The 16,857-nt window shown below is 65.5% G+C and carries 18 protein-coding genes; 11 read left to right on the top strand and 7 right to left on the bottom strand.

Annotated features, from left to right (window positions below):
* Nucleotides 1-140 precede the first annotated feature (140 nt).
* The 5 genes from rnr to rpmG all read left to right on the top strand — a co-directional run bounded on the left by rnr (nucleotide 141) and on the right by rpmG (nucleotide 5,313).
* On the top strand, nucleotides 141-2,465 hold the full coding sequence (gene rnr, locus G3A50_RS00305; RefSeq protein ID WP_210255192.1) for a ribonuclease R: 2,325 nt from the start codon (nucleotides 141-143) through the stop codon (nucleotides 2,463-2,465).
* A 21-nt stretch (nucleotides 2,466-2,486) separates the two neighbouring features.
* Nucleotides 2,487-2,936, top strand: coding sequence for a DUF983 domain-containing protein (locus G3A50_RS00310; RefSeq protein ID WP_163073262.1), 450 nt, complete (start codon nucleotides 2,487-2,489; stop codon nucleotides 2,934-2,936).
* A 25-nt stretch (nucleotides 2,937-2,961) separates the two neighbouring features.
* Nucleotides 2,962-3,702, top strand: coding sequence for an NUDIX hydrolase (locus G3A50_RS00315; RefSeq protein ID WP_163073263.1), 741 nt, complete (start codon nucleotides 2,962-2,964; stop codon nucleotides 3,700-3,702).
* 142 nt (nucleotides 3,703-3,844) lie between these two features.
* Entirely contained in the window at nucleotides 3,845-5,014 is a 1,170-nt protein-coding gene (locus tag G3A50_RS00320; protein WP_163073264.1) for an MFS transporter, read from the top strand.
* Nucleotides 5,015-5,145: 131 nt separating this feature from the next.
* Nucleotides 5,146-5,313, top strand: a complete 168-nt coding sequence (rpmG, locus tag G3A50_RS00325; protein ID WP_018390658.1) for a 50S ribosomal protein L33 — start codon at nucleotides 5,146-5,148, stop codon at nucleotides 5,311-5,313.
* Nucleotides 5,314-5,604: 291 nt separating this feature from the next.
* On the opposite strand, the gene G3A50_RS00330 is transcribed toward rpmG, so the two are convergent.
* Nucleotides 5,605-5,973 carry a response regulator gene (locus G3A50_RS00330; protein WP_163073265.1) on the bottom strand — a complete coding sequence of 123 codons (369 nt, stop codon included), beginning with the start codon at nucleotides 5,971-5,973 and terminating at the stop codon, nucleotides 5,605-5,607.
* Nucleotides 5,974-6,082: 109 nt separating this feature from the next.
* Between G3A50_RS00330 and G3A50_RS00335 the strand changes: the two genes are divergently transcribed.
* Nucleotides 6,083-6,385, top strand: coding sequence for a DUF3572 domain-containing protein (locus G3A50_RS00335; protein ID WP_163073266.1), 303 nt, complete (start codon nucleotides 6,083-6,085; stop codon nucleotides 6,383-6,385).
* Nucleotides 6,386-6,434: 49 nt separating this feature from the next.
* A complete protein-coding gene (locus G3A50_RS00340; RefSeq protein WP_163073267.1) occupies nucleotides 6,435-7,802 on the top strand; it encodes a DNA polymerase IV in 1,368 nt (455 codons plus the stop codon).
* On the opposite strand, the gene G3A50_RS00345 is transcribed toward G3A50_RS00340, so the two are convergent.
* Nucleotides 7,759-8,577: a cell envelope integrity EipB family protein gene (locus G3A50_RS00345; protein WP_163073268.1), complete on the bottom strand. Its 819-nt coding sequence runs from the start codon at nucleotides 8,575-8,577 to the stop codon at nucleotides 7,759-7,761. The two genes, G3A50_RS00340 and G3A50_RS00345, sit on opposite strands and share 44 nt — an antisense overlap.
* A gap of 153 nt (nucleotides 8,578-8,730) precedes the next feature.
* On the opposite strand from G3A50_RS00345, the gene G3A50_RS00350 reads away from it, so the two are divergent.
* The 4 genes from G3A50_RS00350 to G3A50_RS00365 all read left to right on the top strand — a co-directional run bounded on the left by G3A50_RS00350 (nucleotide 8,731) and on the right by G3A50_RS00365 (nucleotide 11,853).
* Entirely contained in the window at nucleotides 8,731-9,192 is a 462-nt protein-coding gene (locus tag G3A50_RS00350) for a RidA family protein (protein ID WP_163073269.1), read from the top strand.
* A gap of 33 nt (nucleotides 9,193-9,225) precedes the next feature.
* Nucleotides 9,226-9,972 (top strand): glycerophosphodiester phosphodiesterase family protein, encoded by a 747-nt coding sequence (locus tag G3A50_RS00355; RefSeq protein WP_163077142.1) that lies wholly within the window; start codon nucleotides 9,226-9,228, stop codon nucleotides 9,970-9,972.
* A gap of 143 nt (nucleotides 9,973-10,115) precedes the next feature.
* Entirely contained in the window at nucleotides 10,116-11,366 is a 1,251-nt protein-coding gene (locus tag G3A50_RS00360; protein ID WP_163073270.1) for a GNAT family N-acetyltransferase, read from the top strand.
* Nucleotides 11,367-11,430: 64 nt separating this feature from the next.
* Nucleotides 11,431-11,853 (top strand): HIT family protein, encoded by a 423-nt coding sequence (locus G3A50_RS00365; protein WP_163073271.1) that lies wholly within the window; start codon nucleotides 11,431-11,433, stop codon nucleotides 11,851-11,853.
* Here the strand turns inward: G3A50_RS00365 and G3A50_RS00370 are convergent, their stop codons facing one another.
* The 5 genes from G3A50_RS00370 to G3A50_RS00390 form a co-directional block, all read right to left on the bottom strand.
* Complete coding sequence (locus G3A50_RS00370; RefSeq protein ID WP_246251983.1) at nucleotides 11,854-12,219, bottom strand: AzlD domain-containing protein; 366 nt, start codon at nucleotides 12,217-12,219, stop codon at nucleotides 11,854-11,856.
* Nucleotides 12,216-12,959 carry an AzlC family ABC transporter permease gene (locus tag G3A50_RS00375; protein ID WP_163073272.1) on the bottom strand — a complete coding sequence of 248 codons (744 nt, stop codon included), beginning with the start codon at nucleotides 12,957-12,959 and terminating at the stop codon, nucleotides 12,216-12,218. The genes G3A50_RS00370 and G3A50_RS00375 overlap by 4 nt, the downstream gene beginning before the upstream one ends.
* Before the next feature lie 165 nt (nucleotides 12,960-13,124).
* Complete coding sequence (gene clpA / locus G3A50_RS00380; protein ID WP_163073273.1) at nucleotides 13,125-15,563, bottom strand: ATP-dependent Clp protease ATP-binding subunit ClpA; 2,439 nt, start codon at nucleotides 15,561-15,563, stop codon at nucleotides 13,125-13,127.
* Between the two features lie 31 nt (nucleotides 15,564-15,594).
* Nucleotides 15,595-15,951: an ATP-dependent Clp protease adapter ClpS gene (gene clpS, locus G3A50_RS00385; protein WP_163073274.1), complete on the bottom strand. Its 357-nt coding sequence runs from the start codon at nucleotides 15,949-15,951 to the stop codon at nucleotides 15,595-15,597.
* Between the two features lie 272 nt (nucleotides 15,952-16,223).
* Nucleotides 16,224-16,562 carry a phasin family protein gene (locus G3A50_RS00390; RefSeq protein WP_163073275.1) on the bottom strand — a complete coding sequence of 113 codons (339 nt, stop codon included), beginning with the start codon at nucleotides 16,560-16,562 and terminating at the stop codon, nucleotides 16,224-16,226.
* Nucleotides 16,563-16,857: the final 295 nt, after the last annotated feature.

Genomic DNA, 16,857 nt, shown 5'->3' on the forward strand with positions numbered 1-16,857 from the left:
GGGGCCGGCGCAAAGTCATCCCAACATCGCCCGAATGCAAGGCCAAACAACATCTCGGTATCCACCGACCGGCCGCATCGGGCGTCGACGCCGGGCCTCCAAGCCGTTAGCGTCGCCATGACATTTTTGGACAGTGAATCGTGCGCAAGCCCGCCAGACCGAAGCCCCGCAAAGCCCCCGCCCCCCGCCTGCCGAGGGGTCTTCCAAGCCGTGAGGATCTCACCGCCTTCATCGCCGCCAATGGCGGAGACGTCGGCAAGCGGGAGATATCGCGCGCCTTCGGGCTCGACGGCAGCGACCGCATCGTGCTCAAGGCGATGCTGCGCGAGCTGGCCGAGGAAGGGCTGATCGGGCGCAAGCGCAAGAAGCTCCACGTCGCCGGCGGCCTGCCCGCCGTCGTCATGTCCGAGGTCGTGGAACGCGACGAGGACGGCGAACTCATCGCCCAGCCGATCGACTGGGACACCGAGGCGCATGGCGAGGCCCCGCACATCCTCATCAAGCTCGCCCGGCGTGGCCGTGTCGCCGGCCCGGCGCCCGCCATCGGCGACCGCGTGCTGCTGAAGACCGACGAGATCCCGGAAGCGGATGGCCGGGTGCGTCACACCGGGCATGTGCTCAAGATCATCGAGAAGTCCCGCGCCCTCACGCTCGGCGTCTTCCGCCGCGACGCCCAGGGCGGTGGACGGCTGATCCCGGTCGACAAGCGCAACATGGGCCGCGAGCTTGCCATTCCCCCGGACTTCGCCGGCGATGCCGAGGACGGCGACCTGGTCTCGGTCGAGATCATGCGTCATCACGCCTATGGCCTGCCGACCGCGAAGGTGAAGGAGCGACTCGGCTCCGTCTCGACCGAGAAGGCGATCAGCCTCATCGCCATCCACGCCCACGGCATACCGAGCGTGTTCCGGCGTGATGCGCTGGCCGAGGCCGAGGAAGCCCGGCCCGCGAGGATGGCCGGTCGCGAGGACTGGCGCGATCTGCCGCTGGTCACCATCGACCCGCCCGATGCCAAGGACCATGACGACGCGGTCCATGCCACGCCCGATCTCGACCCCGACAATGAGGGCGGCTTCATCCTCACCGTCGCCATCGCCGATGTCGCCGCCTATGTGCGCCCCGGTTCGGCACTCGACCGCGAGGCGTTGTCGCGCGGCAATTCGGTGTACTTCCCCGACCGGGTGGTGCCGATGCTGCCGGAGCGGATCTCCAATGATCTGTGCTCGCTGCGCCCGCTGGAGGACCGCCCGGCCATGGCGGTGCGCATGGTGGTGGGCGCCAATGGCCGCAAGCGGCGCCACAGCTTCCATCGCGTGATGATGCGTTCGGCCGCCAAGCTCTCCTATGTGCAGGCGCAGGCCGCCATTGACGGCCGGCCGGACGAGACCACCCAGCCCCTGCTGACGGGCGTGCTGCGCCCGCTGTGGGACGCCTATGCGGCCGTGAAGCAGGCCCGCGACGCCCGCTCCCCGCTGGAACTCGACCTGCCCGAGCGCAAGATCCTGCTGAAGCCCGACGGCACGGTGGACCGGGTCGTGGTTCCCGAACGCCTCGACGCGCACAAGCTGATCGAGGAATTCATGATCCTCGCCAACGTCGCCGCCGCCGAGACGCTGGAGGAAAAGCACGTCCCCCTCGTCTACCGCGTCCACGACCAGCCATCGCTGGAGAAGATGTCAGGCCTGCGCGAATTCCTGCAGACGCTCGACATCAAGCTGCCCAAGACCGAAACCGTCCGCCCGGCGCAGTTCAACGAGATCCTGTCGCGGGTGGTGGGCAGCGAGCTGGCGCCGCTGGTCAACCAGGTCATCCTGCGCAGCCAGGCGCAGGCGGAGTATGCCTTCGAGAATTACGGACATTTCGGCCTGCATCTGCGCCGCTACGCGCATTTCACCTCGCCGATCCGCCGCTATGCCGACCTCATCGTGCACCGCGCGCTGATCCGTGCGCTCGGACTTGGCCGCGACGGGCTGCCGGAGACCATGACGCCCGAACAGCTCGCCGAGATCGCCGCGCGCATCTCGGCCAGCGAGCGCCGCGCCATGTCGGCGGAGCGCGAGACCGTCGACCGGCTGATCGCCCACCATATGGCCCAGCAGATGGGCGCCGAGTTCAAGGGCCGCATTGCCGGTGTCACCCGTGTCGGCCTGTTCGTCACGCTGGACGACACCGGTGCGGACGGATTCATTCCCGCCTCGACGCTCGGGCAGGACTATTATCGCTATGATGAAGCCCGCCACGCCCTGATCGGCGACCAGAGCGGAGAGATGCACCGCCTCGGCGACCGCGTCGAAGTGAAGCTGATCGAAGCCGCCCCGGTGGCTGGCGCGTTGCGATTCGAGCTTATATCGGAAGGGACGCGGGTCGCGGGCGCCGGGAAAGGACCGCGCGGTGCCGGCAAGGCCCGCTTCCGCCGCCCCGAGGAACGGCCCCGCCGCGCCGGTATGCGCGGCAAACGCAAATAGCGCCCGGGAGGCGCGACGCACATGATGTCACAGCCGCACCGGCCCGTCGGCACCGCCTTCGCCAGAGGCTTCCGCATGCGCTGCCCCGCCTGCGGCCAAGGCAAGATGTTCGGCGCCTATCTCAAGGTGAACGAGCGCTGCCCGTCCTGCGGCGAGGAGCTCTGGCACCACCGCGCCGACGACGCCCCGCCCTACATGGTCATCACCATCGTCGGCCACATCGTTGTGCCGCTGCTGCTGGCGGTGGAAATGGCCTTCCGTCCGGCCATCTGGATCCACCTGTCGCTGTGGCTGCCGATGACGCTCATTCTCTCGCTGCTGCTGCTTCCGCCCGTGAAGGGTGCGCTCATCGCCTATCAATGGGCAGTGCGCATGCACGGCTTCGACCCCACCGATCCCGAGCGCGATCCGGTTCCGCCCAGCCGCCGGGCGGATGCGCCGATGGCCAAACCCGCCCGCGTCGCCTCCTGATTCCCCTCCTGCATCGAAGTCAGCCATGAGCCGCACCGACGTTACCGCGCGTTTCAATGTCGAAGCGCGCGGCCCCCGCCATCCGACCGTGCGCCCCGCCGACGCTGCGGCGCTCATTCTCGTTGATCGCTCGGCCACGACGCCCCGCCTGCTGTTCGGCCGCCGCAACCCGCGCCTTCGCTTCATGCCCGGCAAGCTGGTCTTTCCCGGCGGACGGCTGGAGCCGAAGGACCGGCACATGCCGGTCTTCGGCATGCTGGACGACGAGAGCGAGCGGCGGCTCGGCGAGCGGGTTGCGCGCCCCGCTCTCAGCCGGCCGCGCGGGTTGGCGCTCGCCGCCATCCGCGAGACCTTCGAGGAAACGGGACTGGCCATCGGCACGCGCGATGCCGGCACGCCGGACACGATTCCCGACGGCTGGCAGGATTTCGGCGGCGCCGGACTGTTTCCCAATCTGGAGGCGCTCACCTTCGTCGCGCGGGCCATCACCCCGCCAGGTCTGATCCGCCGCTTCGATACGCGCTTCTTCATCGCCGACCTCGCCGATGTCGGCCATCGCGTCGAGGGCACCATCGGACCGGAGCAGGAGTTCGTCGAAGCCGCCTGGCTCACCACCGACGAGGCGAAGCGCGCGGAGATTCCCGACATCACCCGCGCCATTGTCGAGGAGGTCGAGATCCGCCTCTCCGGCGGCAACAAGCCATGGCTGCCGGTGCCGCTCTATTACGGACGCGGCAACCGGATGTACCGCGAACCCATCGCCTGAGAGCGTTGTGGCGGGCGCGCCCTGCGCCCGCCGTCATAAATCCCCGTCATGATTGCATTGCCAAAAGTCATTCGACTTTCGCACCCCATGGGGTAGAGCCAACGGCCCGGGAGCATCGGCTCCCGTTACGCCAGGTGCCTGCATGTCTGCCCCCGTCTCGTCCATCCCCACGCCGCCGGGCGTGAATGTTGCTTCCATCGCGGCGGCCATCGGCGCGATTTCGGTGGTGGGGCTGGGGCTGGCGCTTACCATTCCGCTGCTGGCGTTCGAGCTGAACGCGCGCGGAATCTCCAGCACCTGGATCGGCATAAACACCGCTGTCGGCGGCTTCGCCACCATCGTCGTCGCGCCCTTCACACCGGGGCTGGTCCGACGCCTCGGCGCGGGCCGTATGCTGATGGCGGCACTTCTCACCGCAGGCATCAGCCTGATCGCCTTCAAGCTCACGGCGTCCTTCGCGCTGTGGTTTCCGCTGCGCTTCATCTTCGGTGCCGCGCTGTGCGTGCTGTTCGTCGTCAGCGAGTTCTGGATCAACGCCGCCGCGCCCAGCGGCCGACGCGGCTTCGTCATCGGCATTTACGGCACTGTTCTATCGGTGGGGTTCGCGGGCGGGCCGGCTATTCTCAGCCTGGTCGGCACCAGCGGCCTCGCGCCCTATCTGTGCGGCGCGGCCTTCTTCGGCGTCGCCGCGATTCCGGTGATGATCGGCGCGTCCGGCGCGCCGGTGATCGAGAAGGACGGCGCGGGCGGCGTGTTCAGCCTGTTGCGCATCGCCCCTGCGGCGACGCTCGCCGCCTTCATCTTCGGAGCGGTCGAAACCGGGCTGCTGAACTTCCTGCCGCTCTACGGCCTGCGGCGCGGGCTCGGCGAGAGCGACGCGGCGATCCTGCTTACCGTGGCGGAACTCGGCAATGTGGGGCTCCAGCTGCCGCTCGGCCTCATCAGCGACCGGGTCGACCGGCGCAAGCTTCTGCTCGGCTGCGGCGCGCTGGCGTTGATCGGTTCGCTGCTGCTGCCCTATCTGGCCATGGATGGCTGGGCGATGTGGATCACGGTGTTCCTCACCACGGGCATCTGCGCCGGCCTCTACACCGTCGGCCTCGCCCTGCTCGGCGCGCGCTTCGATGGCGCGGCGCTGGCCACGGCGAACGCCGCCTTCGTGATGCTCTATTCCATCGGCCTCATTGTCGGCCCGACCACGGTGGGCGGGGGCATGCAGGTGATCGACCCCAACGGCTTCGCCTTCGCCCTGGCGCTGTTTCTGGCCATCTATGTTCTGGTGGTCGCGGGGCAGATATGGCGCGATCGCTGACGCGCCTTCCTTGACAATCGCGCTCCGATCACGGATACGGTCGCGCAACGAGCGGCAGTTCTGCCGCACGAACCCGTTTTGTTTAACGTGGCTGTCCCACGTTTGACTGCCACGCTCCTGGAGATCCGGTCATGGCCAAAGCAACGACCATCAAGATCAAGCTCGTGTCGAGCGCCGACACCGGCTTCTTCTACGTCACCAAGAAGAACTCGCGCACCATGACCGACAAGCTGGTCGTGAAGAAGTACGACCCGGTCGCGCGCAAGCATGTCGAGTTCCGCGAAGGCAAGATCAAGTGATCTGAGCCCTTCCGGCTCCGCCAAGCATGCAAAAGGCGCCGCGAGGCGCCTTTTTTGTTGCTTTCGGATCTGGGCACGGCGCGGGACAAGGCACGGCGCGGGAGAAGTATCGGCGGGCGGCAGCACGGAGAGGCCATCCACGCCGCCACCCGCCGACTGAACCCCACGGACCCAGGAGATGCGGCGGACCCGAGCACTCCGTAGGGCAGTTCAATACCGCCTCAGGCTAGCGCAGGTGGCGCGGAAAGCAACTGTCGGAACGCAGCCGAATCGGTCCACCCACCGGCCGGTTCAGTCGGGAAGGAACTGGCGCACCGTCTCCAGGAATCGCGCTACCGAAATCGGCTTGGAAAGATAGGCCTCGCAGCCCCCCTCCCGGATTCGTTCCTCGTCGCCTTTCATGGCGAAGGCGGTGACGGCGATAACCGGAATCGCCTTGAGTTCCGGGTCGGCCTTGAGCCAGCGCGTCACGTCGAGCCCGGAGACTTCGGGAAGCTGAATGTCCATCAGAATCAGGTCGGGACGGTTCTGACGGGCAAGATCCATCACCTCGCGGCCATTGCGCGTGCCGATGGTGACATAGCCGTGAGCTTCGAGCAGATCGTTGAAGAGCTTCATGTTGAGCTCATTGTCTTCAACGATCAGTACGGTCTTGGGCATGGGTCTGTGAATCCCCGGAAAAGCACCGATGGTCCACGCGGGCCGGAATCCAGCAGCGTCGGCCCATCATTGACGCTAATCTAACCGCCCATTCCTTACGGAACCGCAAATGCAACGCCGCAGTTCAAAACCTCTCGCAACGATTCAGGCCGCCCGCGAGGTCAGCCTGGGCGCGCTGTCCTATCTCGCCGGCGATCCGGAGCGGATCGGCCCCTTCCTCGCCGAGAGCGGGCTGTCGCCGGCCGACCTGCGCGGTGTGGCCGCCTCCCCCGCCTTCCACGTCGCGCTGCTGGACTTTCTCATCTCCCGGCAGGATCTGCTGCTCGAATATGCCGAGCAGGCCCGGATCGATCCGGGGCACGTGGTGGCGGCGCGCGAGATTCTGTTTCACGATGACAGGAACGAGGAGTGACCTGCGTGGGGCATGACGTCGGCACCAGAATTACCCCTGGAGCATAGACATGGCGCGGGAGCCTGCCTTCTGCCGGGATTGCCTGCGTGAGGCGGGCGCCGAGGCGCGCTGCCTGGCCTGCGGCAGCCCGCGCCTCACGCGCCACATCGAACTCACTGGCCTCCACATCGCCCACATCGACTGCGACGCGTTTTACGCCTCGGTGGAGAAGCGCGACGACCCTTCCCTGCGCGACGTGCCGGTCATTGTGGGCGGCGGCAAGCGCGGTGTCGTCTCAACCGCATGCTATCTCGCCCGCGTGAAGGGCGTGCGCTCGGCAATGCCGATGTTCAAGGCGCTCGCCCTATGCCCGGAGGCGGTGGTGGTGAAGCCGAACATGGCGAAATACGTCGCCGTCGGGCGGCAGATTCGCGAGCGTATGCTTGAACTTACGCCACTGGTCGAACCGCTTTCCATTGATGAGGCATTTCTCGACCTCGCCGGCACCGAAAAGCTGCATGGCGAGAGTCCGGCACGGTCCCTCGCCCGCCTCGCCCGCTCCGTCGAGGCCGACATCGGCGTGACGCTCTCGGTCGGTCTGGCGCCGAACAAGTTTCTCGCCAAAATGGCCTCAGAGCTTGATAAACCTCGCGGATTCGCCGTCATAGGCTCAGCCGAAGCCCGCGCTTTCCTCGCCCCTCTCAGCGTCGGCGCCATCTGGGGCGTCGGCAAGGCGACACAGGAGCGGCTTGCCCGCGAAGGCTATCGCCTGATCGCCGACCTCCAGGCCGCCGACGAGGTGACGCTGGCCCGCCGCTTCGGCAATGAGGGCCTGCGCCTCCACCGCCTCGCCAATGGCATCGATACCCGGCGGGTGAATCCGGAACGCGAGACCAAGAGCGTTTCCACCGAGACCACATTCGACAGCGATATCAGCGACTTCCGCGCGCTGGAACAGGAACTCTATCGGCTCACGCGCAAGCTTTCCGACCGGCTCAAGGCGGGCGGGCATGCCGGGCGCACGGTGACGCTCAAGCTGAAGACCGCCGATTTCCGCCTGATCACCCGTGCCCACTCGCTCGAAGATCCCACCCAGCTCGCCCACCGCATCTTCGAGCACGCCCGCACCATCCTGCTGCGCGAGGCAGACGGGCGACGCTTCCGGCTGATCGGCGTGGGCGTTTCCGAGCTCGCCGACCCCGCCCTGGCCGACCCGGCGGATCTGGTGGATGCGCAGGGCACACGAAATGGCGTCGCCGAGCGTGCGCTCGATACTCTGCGCGCCCGGTTCGGAAAGGAGATCATCGACCGCGGGATCGTGCTCGACGCTCCGCGCCGCACCAGCGCGCCCCAACCCCATCGCAACGCACCGGCCCCAGCCGGTACAGAGCCCGTCAGTTCGGGCACGCCTCGGTCGGAAGGGGCTCATAGGAAATGAGTGTCCCGCGCAAGGCGAAGTCACCATAATCAAGCTTCAGGGCCCGGCTGACGCCGTTGTCGAACAGGTCAAAGCTGATGACGTAGCTGGGCGTCTGATCCTTGCCGCCGCGCTCGTAATAGCTGATCGTGACCGGATAGCGCGTGCGGCCTGCCAGCTCGCCGGACTTCGCGGCCTGCTCCAGCCCCTGCTCATCCGTGATACCTTTCCCGATCACCGACAGCGTGTCGTAGACCTTTCGCGCGTCAGGCGAGCCGTCATAGACCGGCGCCTGAAGAATCGGCTCTCCGCTCGTCGCCGCGGCAAGAACCCGCAACACATGCTGCGTCGGCAGCAGAACACTTCCGGAAATCTTGACGGTGGTCTCTTCCGGCTTGGTCGCCTTGACGACCAGCGTGCCGTCCCGGCGCTCGGCAACGCCGTCCGCCTGTTCCGGGGCGTCGCCATTGACCTTGTTGGTTACCCGAAAGCGATAGGCTTTGCCGGTGCCGTCTTCCCACGTCGCGGTCGAGATCGAGCTGCTGAGCAAGCCGCCCTGGGTATCGAGATCCGTATTCTGGCGCAGCAGGACCGAGTATCCTGCGCATTGATTTCCGCGCAGCTCATAGACGATCTGTCCACTGGCCGCGTTCACCCGCTTGGCGACCTTGCTGCCGTCCAGCGAAAGGGCATAGGTGGCGCGGTGCGGCGCGAGTTGGACCGCTGCCGCCGGCAGGGTCGCGGCCAAAAGGAGTACCGAGGCGAGACAGGCTCGGAAAGGCACGGACACGGGCATAAAGGCAAACTCCTCTGGCGTGGCCGCAACCGACTTGCGTGCGGACCGCCGATCAGCGAAACATCGCTACCCAAACGGGGCAAGGTCGAATTTTCAAAAAGGCTAAAGTCCCTTAGCCCGCTACCGAACAATCAGTTCAATACGGAGAATCAAATGTCCGGAACGGTCGAGGCCAAGCTGGCGTCACTGGGTATCACCCTCCCCGAAGCCACCGCGCCGGCTGCCAATTATGTGCCCACCGTGACCAGTGGCAACCTGCTCTGGATCTCGGGCCAGATCTCCGTCGCCAATGGCAAGCTGACGCAGGGCAAGTTGGTGGTCGAAGCCGATGTCGAGGCTGGTCGCGCGGCGGCCCGGCAGTGCGGCATCAACGTCATCGCCCAGATCAAGGCCGCTCTTGGCGACCTCGATCGGGTAAAGCGGGTGGTGAAGCTCGTCGGCTTCGTGAACTCCGCTCCCGACTTCACCGAACAGCCCAAGGTGGTCAATGGCTGTTCGGATCTCTTCGTCGAGGTGTTCGGCGATGCCGGTCGCCACGCCCGTTCCGCCGTCGGTGTCGCCGCGCTGCCGTTCAACGTCAGTGTCGAGGTCGAGGCGGTGATCGAATTCGTCTGAGCAGATCCTGTGAGCTCTGCCCCCACTTACGCGATCAACGCACCGGCCTGGCTCACCGCCCGGCCGGTGGCGCATCGGGCGCTGCATGACGCCGCGCGCGGCATTGTTGAGAACAGCCCCTCCGCCGTCGATGCGGCGATCGCTCGCGATTATGCGATCGAAGTCGATATCCAGCTCTCCTCCGACGGCGAGGCGATGGTGTTCCACGACGACACGCTGGAACGCCTCACCACCGCCACGGGTCCGGCCAAGGCGCTTGATGCCGCCGCGCTAAAGGCCATCGACCTGCGCGGCACCTCCGATCGCATGATGACGCTTGCCGAGCTTCTGGCGCGCGTGGCCGGACGGGTTCCGCTGATCATCGAGATGAAGAGCCAGTTCGACGGCGACGAGGCGATCGCGGTGCGCGCGGCTGAGGTTCTGGCCGGCTACGAGGGTCCGGTTGCGCTGATGTCGTTCGACCCCGACCTGGTGGCAAGTGCCCGGCGGCTGACCCCCGCCATCCCACGCGGCTTTACGATGGAGCGGCGCTATGACGACCCGGAGTGGGATTTCCTCGCGCCGGGCACGAAGTTCGCCTGGGGCAATCTGCTGCATGTTCCGCGCACGCGGCCGGACTTCCTCGCCCACTATGTGAAAGACCTTCCCTCGCCCGCCGTCTCCCTGGCGCGCCGGTCGCTCAACCTGCCGGTACTGACCTGGACGGTCCGAACAGCCGAGGACCGAGCCACCGCCGCCCGTCATGCGGATCAGATGATTTTCGAGGGCTTCCTGCCATAGCGGCGTTTCGCGGCCTGCGCGGGAATCCTGTCCGTGGCGCAGAGCTCAGAGCATCGCATTGTCGTGAGAAGCCTTCCGTCCGCCGCATCGCGCGCGCACATTGAGCGGACACTCCGCGCGAACTGCGAAATACACGGCATCCCATGACTGACGACACCATCAGCCTGCGCGTCGAGAGCAATATCAGCGCACTCTCAGCCGCGGACTGGAATGCTTGCGCCGACGACAGCTCACTCGAAACATTATCCACTGACTTCAATCATCTGATTTCAAAGGACTTCTCTGGAAGGCAGTCCTGCCGTGGAAACCCGTTCATCAGCCATGAGTTCCTCTCAGCGCTCGAAGAGTCCGGCTCTGCCTCGGCGCAGACCGGCTGGCTCCCGCAGCATCTTGTGCTGGAAGGAACAGATGGTGTCGTGCTCGGCGTCTGCCCCGCCTACCTCAAGTCACACTCGCAGGGCGAATACGTCTTCGACCATGGCTGGGCCGAGGCGTATGAGCGCGCCGGTGGGCGCTACTATCCCAAGCTTCAGGTCGGTGTTCCCTTCACACCCGCCACCGGCCCGCGACTGCTGGTCCGTGCCGGAGCCACGGCGGACTCCGCACGCATGGCGCTGGCACAGGGCCTTGTGGCGCTGGCAGGCATGCGCAGGGTCTCGTCGGTCCACGCCACCTTCCTGACCGAAAGAGACGCCGCAGCGCTGAAGGCGGAAGAGTTCCTGCCCCGCACCGACCAGCAGTTCCACTGGCAGAATCGCGGGTATTCCAGCTTCGACGATTTTCTCGGCGAGCTGGCTTCACGCAAGCGCAAGGTCATACGCCGCGAGCGCCGCGAGGCGCTGGAGAACGGCATCTCCATCCACTGGCTCACGGGCCCGGACCTCACCGAGGAGGCGTGGGACGCGTTCTTCGCCTTCTATCTCGAAACCGGGTCGCGCAAATGGGGGCGGCCCTATCTCAATCGCCAGTTCTACTCCCTCATCAGCGAGCGCATGGCCGACCGGGTTCTTCTGGTGATGGCAAAGCGCGCGGGGCGATGGATCGCCGGGGCCATCAATTTCATCGGTCCCGATACGCTTTACGGACGTCATTGGGGTGCCGTCGAGCAACATCCCTTCCTGCATTTCGAGGTCTGCTATCATCAGGCCATCGAATTCGCGATCGCCCGGGGCCTAGGCACCGTTGAGGCCGGCGCGCAGGGCGAGCACAAGCTGGCGCGCGGCTATCTTCCGGTCACAACACATTCAGCGCACTACATCGCCGACACGGGGTTTCGCGCCGCCGTCGCAAGCTATCTCGCGCGCGAGCGCCGCTATGTGGAGAGCGCAGGCGAAGAGCTTTCCGAGCTCGGGCCCTATCGCCACGTCGCGCGGCACCTTGACGAGGAAGGCTGAGCGGCGATGCCTTGACCTGCGCGTGGGGGACTGCGATCACCACGACCCGACAGGGAGGAATGTGATGACCTACGATCCGGGCAACATCTTCGCCAAGATCCTGCGTGGCGAACTGCCCGCATACCGCGTCTATGAGAATGACCGCGTCGTCGCCTTTCTCGACATCATGCCCCGCGCGCCGGGCCACACGCTCGTGATCCCGAAGGCGCCGGCCCGCAATCTGCTCGACGTCGAAGCGGACGATCTCGCGGCCGTGGCGACTGGCGCCCAGCATATCGCGCGGGCGCAAATGAACGTGTTCGCTGCCGACGGCATCACGGTGACGCAGCACAATGAGAAGGCCGGCGGACAGGAAGTGTTCCATCTCCACGTCCACGTGCTGCCCCGTCACACGGGGGTCGAGCTGAAGCCGCCGCTTTCCTACAAGGAGGCACCCGACGTGCTTGCCGCGCAGGCCGCGAAACTCAAGGCAGCGCTGGAGGGCTGATCAGCCGGTCACGCCAAGCCACCACGCGCTCACTGCCAGCACCACTTCCGCCGTGAGAACGCCCGCCAGCACCGAGCGGCGCATGGCGTAGAACCCGCCAATGCCAGACGCCACCGCCAAGAGGCGCAGCCAGAGCGGAAGCGCGATCAGCGCCCCGCTCGGCACCAGCACCAGGCGGGCGACCACCGCGGCCACCAGCGCGGTCGCCACCGTCTTCACCCAGCGCATCAGCGCGCTGTCCTCATCGATCCGGCGCCCGAACAGCACGCCGAGCACCCGCCAGAGTTCGTTCGGCAGGAACCCTACCAGCAGAACGATCACGATTGCGGCCAAGTCGCCCAGAGGCGCGTTCATTGTCAGCGTCATGCCCGGCGCCTCGGCAACCAGCGCGCGACGATGAAGGCGAGCGTTCCCCCGCCCACGCCGGCCCAGAACAGGTCGAGCCCGCCGGGCAGGTAGGTGGCCAGCGGCGAGATCGTCGCCCCGAACCCGATCGCCAGCCAGTCCGCCGGCGCGCGCGCATTGCGCACCAGAAGGATGGTGAAAGAGATCGGCGTCAGCAGCAGCAGCGAGATGGCCAAGGGACCGGGCAAGGCGTCGGTCAGATAGAAGCCGATCGCCGTGCCCGACAGGCTCAGGACCATGAGACCCGAGCCAATACCGAGGGAATAGGCCGGGCGCGCATACTGCGGAACGCCGGGCAGCAGGCGTACCCCCTCCACCCAGAGCGTGACGGCCACGAAGTGCGCGCACAGCAGTTCCTGCCACAGGCGCGGCCGGGTGCCACGCATCATCGGCATGACCGACACCACCATGGGCAGCAACCGCACGCCGGAGAGGCACACCGCGATGGCGAGGGCGGGGATCGGCGAGCCTGCCGCCAGACCGCCGACCAGAATCACCTGCGCGGGCAACGCCCAAATCAGCAACGTGGAAAGAAGTCCCGCCACGAGGGGAAACTGGACATCGTGCAAGAGACCACCAAAGCCAATGAAGGTGGCAACGAGCACGCATCCGGGCACGCTGAGCGCCGCGACGGCACCGCGAAGGAACCAGACCGGCGCACCGGCCCCACCAGTCTCGGACGGAGGAGGAAGTGAATGCATTATGCGGGACCCAAAGCGGCTCGTTGATCGACCCGGGCGATGCTCCGGTCAAGCAGAACCTTCGGCCTCATTCCCAACCTCACAAAAGAAACCGCCCGCGACGTTGCGCGGGCGGTGCACATTTTCGATATCCGATGCTGGAGGCACCGGAGCGTGATCGCGGGCCTACACCTTGAGAGGCATCCGCGGCACGCGCGAGCCTCCCGAACGGCCGCGCGGCCCCTCGCCGCTCGCCTTCTTGGCCTTGGTGCCCGTAGCCGCTTTGCGGCGGGGCGCCCGTTTGGCCTTGGGAGGCGTGATCTTCTCCGGCTTCGGCGTGATCGGTCCCTCCGGGAACTCGAAGGCAAGCGAGGTTTCGCCCGTCTCTGCCGTGGTGACCACGACGCGGACATGGCCACCCGAACGCAGCTTGCCGAACAGCACCTCGTCCGCCAGCGCCTTCTTGATGTGCTCCTGGATCACCCGTCCCATCGGACGCGCGCCCATCTGCTCATCGTAGCCACGCTCGACCAGCCAGGCAGTGGCCTCATCGGACAGCTCGATGGTGACGTTACGGTCGGCGAGCTGGGCCTCAAGCTGGAGCACGAACTTCTCCACCACCAGCGCGATGACCTCGTTGGTGAGGTGGGCGAAGGGAATGATCGAGTCGAGGCGATTGCGGAACTCCGGCGCGAACAGCCGGTTGATCGCCTCCACATCGTCTCCCTCGCGCTTCGTGCGCGTGAAGCCGAAGGCCGACTTGGACAGGTCCGCCGCGCCCGCATTCGTCGTCATGATGAGAATGACGTTGCGGAAGTCGACCTGCTTGCCGTTGTGGTCGGTCAGCTTCCCGTGGTCCATCACCTGCAGCAGGATGTTGAACAGGTCGGGATGCGCCTTCTCGATCTCGTCCAGCAGCAGCACGCAATGTGGGTGCTGGTCGATGCCGTCGGTCAGCAGACCGCCCTGGTCGAAGCCGACATAGCCCGGAGGCGCGCCGATCAGCCGCGAGATGGTGTGCCGCTCCATGTACTCCGACATGTCAAAGCGCAGCAGTTCCACACCCAGGCTGGAGGCAAGCTGCTTGGCCACCTCGGTCTTGCCGACGCCTGTGGGACCCGAGAACAGGTAGGAGCCGATCGGCTTCTCCGGTTCGCGTAGCCCCGCCCGCGCCAGCTTGATCGCGGAGGACAGCGCCTCGATGGCCTTGTCCTGACCATAGACCACCCGCTTGAGCGTGGTCTCCAGCCCGGCAAGGATCTCCGTATCGTCCTTCGAAACCGTCTTCGGCGGAATGCGGGCGATGGTGGCGATGGTGGCCTCGATCTCCTTCACGCCGATGGTCTTCTTGCGACGCCCTTCCGGAAGCAGCATCTGCGCCGCCCCGCTCTCGTCGATGATGTCGATCGCCTTGTCCGGCAGCTTGCGGTCATGGATGTAGCGCGCGGACAACTCCACCGCCGCCTTGATGGCGTCGTTGGTGTAGCGGAGCCGGTGATAGTCCTCGAAATACGGCTTCAGCCCCTTCAGGATCTCGATCGCGTCCGGCACGGTCGGCTCCGGCACGTCGATCTTCTGGAAGCGGCGGACAAGGGCGCGGTCCTTCTCGAAGTACTGGCGATACTCCTTGTAGGTGGTCGAGCCGATGCAGCGCAGCGTGCCCGAAGCGAGGGCGGGCTTGAGCAGATTCGAGGCATCCATGGCGCCGCCGGACGTCGCGCCGGCGCCGATCACGGTATGGATCTCGTCGATGAACATGATCGCGTCCGGATAGGCCTCGATCTCCTTCACCACCTGCTTCAAGCGTTCTTCGAAATCGCCACGGTAACGGGTTCCGGCAAGCAGAGCGCCCATGTCGAGCGAGAACACGGTCGCGTTCTTGAGGACGTCTGGCACCTCGCCATTGACGATGCGACGTGCCAGCCCCTCGGCGATAGCGGTCTTGCCCACGCCGGGATCCCCCACGAAGAGCGGGTTGTTCTTGGAGCGCCGGCACAGCACCTGGATGGTGCGCTGGATTTCGCTGTCGCGGCCGATGAGCGGATCGATCTTGCCGTCGCGTGCCTTCTTGTTGAGATTCACGCAATAGGCGTCGAGTGCATCAGCCTTCTTCTTGGCCTCTTCCCCGGTCTTCGTCTCCGTCTCCTCCTCGGCGCCGCGGACGGGACGACTCTCCGACATGCCGGCGCGCTTGGCGATGCCGTGACTGATGTAATTGACCGCGTCGTAGCGGGTCATGTCCTGCTCTTGCAGGAAATAGGCCGCATGGCTCTCGCGCTCGGCGAAAACCGCAACGAGAACGTTCGCGCCTGTCACCTCTTCGCGACCGGAGGACTGGACATGGATCACCGCGCGCTGGATCACGCGCTGGAACCCTGCCGTCGGCTTGGAATCCTCGCCGGCGTCCTGAACCAGATTGTCGAGCTCGGTGTCGATGTACTCGACAAGGTTCCGGCGCAGCTTCTCGAGATCGACGTTGCACGCACGCATGACGGCCGCCGAGTCCTGGTCGTCGACCAGCGACAGCAGCAAGTGCTCAAGCGTCGCGTACTCGTGATGACGTTCGTTAGCGAGCGCGAGGGCCCGGTGAAGTGACTGTTCGAGGCTTCGGGAGAAGGTGGGCATCGGGACCTCTTCGTTTAGCCGTCGCGGGGCGTCACTTCTTCTCCATGACGCACTGCAAAGGATGCTGATGCTTTCGGGCGAAGTCCATCACCTGTGTGACCTTTGTTTCGGCTACCTCGTAGGTGTAGACACCGCACTCGCCCACGCCATGCTGATGCACATGCAGCATGACCTGAGTGGCTTCCTCCCTGTTCTTGGTGAAGAAGTGCTCGAGCACATGCACGACGAACTCCATTGGCGTGTAGTCGTCGTTGAGCAGGAGCACCCTGTAGAGATTGGGCCGCTTCACCTGCGGCTTGGTGCGCGTAATCACCGCCGTTCCCGGCGCGTTGTCTCCGCGTCGGCGACGCTCGTCGTCGGCCATCATCCTCTCGCGCAGCTTCGTCATGACTGAGGGTGTCATTCAGGCTGGACCCTTGCGGCCGGGCTGGCCGTTGAAAACTATAATAGGTACGCCTTCCCCGCTGCGCCAGAGCTTCGATGCGTACGCTCTGTCGCAATCCGGTGACAATCGCCACGGCGTCCTTGCTCCAGAACGCCACGCTGCATGACCACGCGATGACATTCAGGCGCCCGAAACGCAGAAGGCCCGGCGGTTAGCCGGGCCTTGCAAACGAACGGGCCACCGGCACGGAGCCGGAGGAAATCAGCCGGAGGGCGTCACTTGGCTCCGGGGAACTTCCCCATCATGCCCTCATACGGCTTGTAGGTTTCCTTGGCGAGGTCGGCATACAGCTCGCCCATCTTGGTCGCCTGGGCGACAAAGCCCTCATAGGCGTTCTTGAAATAGGCGGACTGGATCTCGACGGCCTTGTCGAGGGTCTTGGCGCCGAACAGCTTCTCCGCCGCGGCAGTGCCTTCCTCGAAAGACTTCTTCGAATAGTCGGCCACCTCGACGGCGATCGCCTGAACGCCCTTCGACACGGTGCCGAAGCTCTTCATCGCGTTGTCGAGGTTGTCCTTACCGAGCTTCTGAATTTCATCCATGTTCTGCATCATAACCACTCCCTGTTGCTCCTCCGCGTGCGCGGAAATGCCTCTCGCCCGCGTCTGCCGGGATATTCTGTCCCGCATATCTATATAATGCAACGCACCATCATCGTCAACAATTTTTGTGCACTGCAATATGAACGCTACGGTGCTGGGCCACCTGCTCTTTTTCTCGCCACAAGGAGATTGTTCACTATGGCAGTTTACGAGTTCGTAACCGCGCCCTCCATAAGCTCTCCGTAGTGATCGCTCGGCAACGCTTCCTTGATCTGCGGCTATCAGCGCTCAAAAAAGAGCGCGTCTG

The organism is Ancylobacter pratisalsi (assembly GCF_010669125.1).
GTDB classification, from domain to species: Bacteria; Pseudomonadota; Alphaproteobacteria; order Rhizobiales; family Xanthobacteraceae; genus Ancylobacter; species Ancylobacter pratisalsi.

Excerpts from the sequence above, each read along its gene's own strand:
- G3A50_RS00360 (WP_163073270.1), top strand. The coding sequence starts at position 10,116 with ATGACTGACGACACCATCAGCCTGCGCGTCGAGAGCAATATCAGCGCA.
- G3A50_RS00345 (WP_163073268.1), bottom strand. The coding sequence starts at position 8,577 with ATGCCCGTGTCCGTGCCTTTCCGAGCCTGTCTCGCCTCGGTACTCCTT.
- G3A50_RS00335 (WP_163073266.1), top strand. The coding sequence starts at position 6,083 with ATGCAACGCCGCAGTTCAAAACCTCTCGCAACGATTCAGGCCGCCCGC.
- G3A50_RS00365 (WP_163073271.1), top strand. The coding sequence starts at position 11,431 with ATGACCTACGATCCGGGCAACATCTTCGCCAAGATCCTGCGTGGCGAA.
- G3A50_RS00315 (WP_163073263.1), top strand. The coding sequence starts at position 2,962 with ATGAGCCGCACCGACGTTACCGCGCGTTTCAATGTCGAAGCGCGCGGC.
- clpS (WP_163073274.1), bottom strand. The coding sequence starts at position 15,951 with ATGACGAAGCTGCGCGAGAGGATGATGGCCGACGACGAGCGTCGCCGA.
- G3A50_RS00375 (WP_163073272.1), bottom strand. The coding sequence starts at position 12,959 with ATGCATTCACTTCCTCCTCCGTCCGAGACTGGTGGGGCCGGTGCGCCG.
- G3A50_RS00330 (WP_163073265.1), bottom strand. The coding sequence starts at position 5,973 with ATGCCCAAGACCGTACTGATCGTTGAAGACAATGAGCTCAACATGAAG.
- G3A50_RS00310 (WP_163073262.1), top strand. The coding sequence starts at position 2,487 with ATGATGTCACAGCCGCACCGGCCCGTCGGCACCGCCTTCGCCAGAGGC.
- clpA (WP_163073273.1), bottom strand. The coding sequence starts at position 15,563 with ATGCCCACCTTCTCCCGAAGCCTCGAACAGTCACTTCACCGGGCCCTC.
- G3A50_RS00320 (WP_163073264.1), top strand. The coding sequence starts at position 3,845 with ATGTCTGCCCCCGTCTCGTCCATCCCCACGCCGCCGGGCGTGAATGTT.
- G3A50_RS00390 (WP_163073275.1), bottom strand. The coding sequence starts at position 16,562 with ATGATGCAGAACATGGATGAAATTCAGAAGCTCGGTAAGGACAACCTC.
- rpmG (WP_018390658.1), top strand. The coding sequence starts at position 5,146 with ATGGCCAAAGCAACGACCATCAAGATCAAGCTCGTGTCGAGCGCCGAC.
- G3A50_RS00350 (WP_163073269.1), top strand. The coding sequence starts at position 8,731 with ATGTCCGGAACGGTCGAGGCCAAGCTGGCGTCACTGGGTATCACCCTC.
- G3A50_RS00340 (WP_163073267.1), top strand. The coding sequence starts at position 6,435 with ATGGCGCGGGAGCCTGCCTTCTGCCGGGATTGCCTGCGTGAGGCGGGC.
- G3A50_RS00370 (WP_246251983.1), bottom strand. The coding sequence starts at position 12,219 with ATGACGCTGACAATGAACGCGCCTCTGGGCGACTTGGCCGCAATCGTG.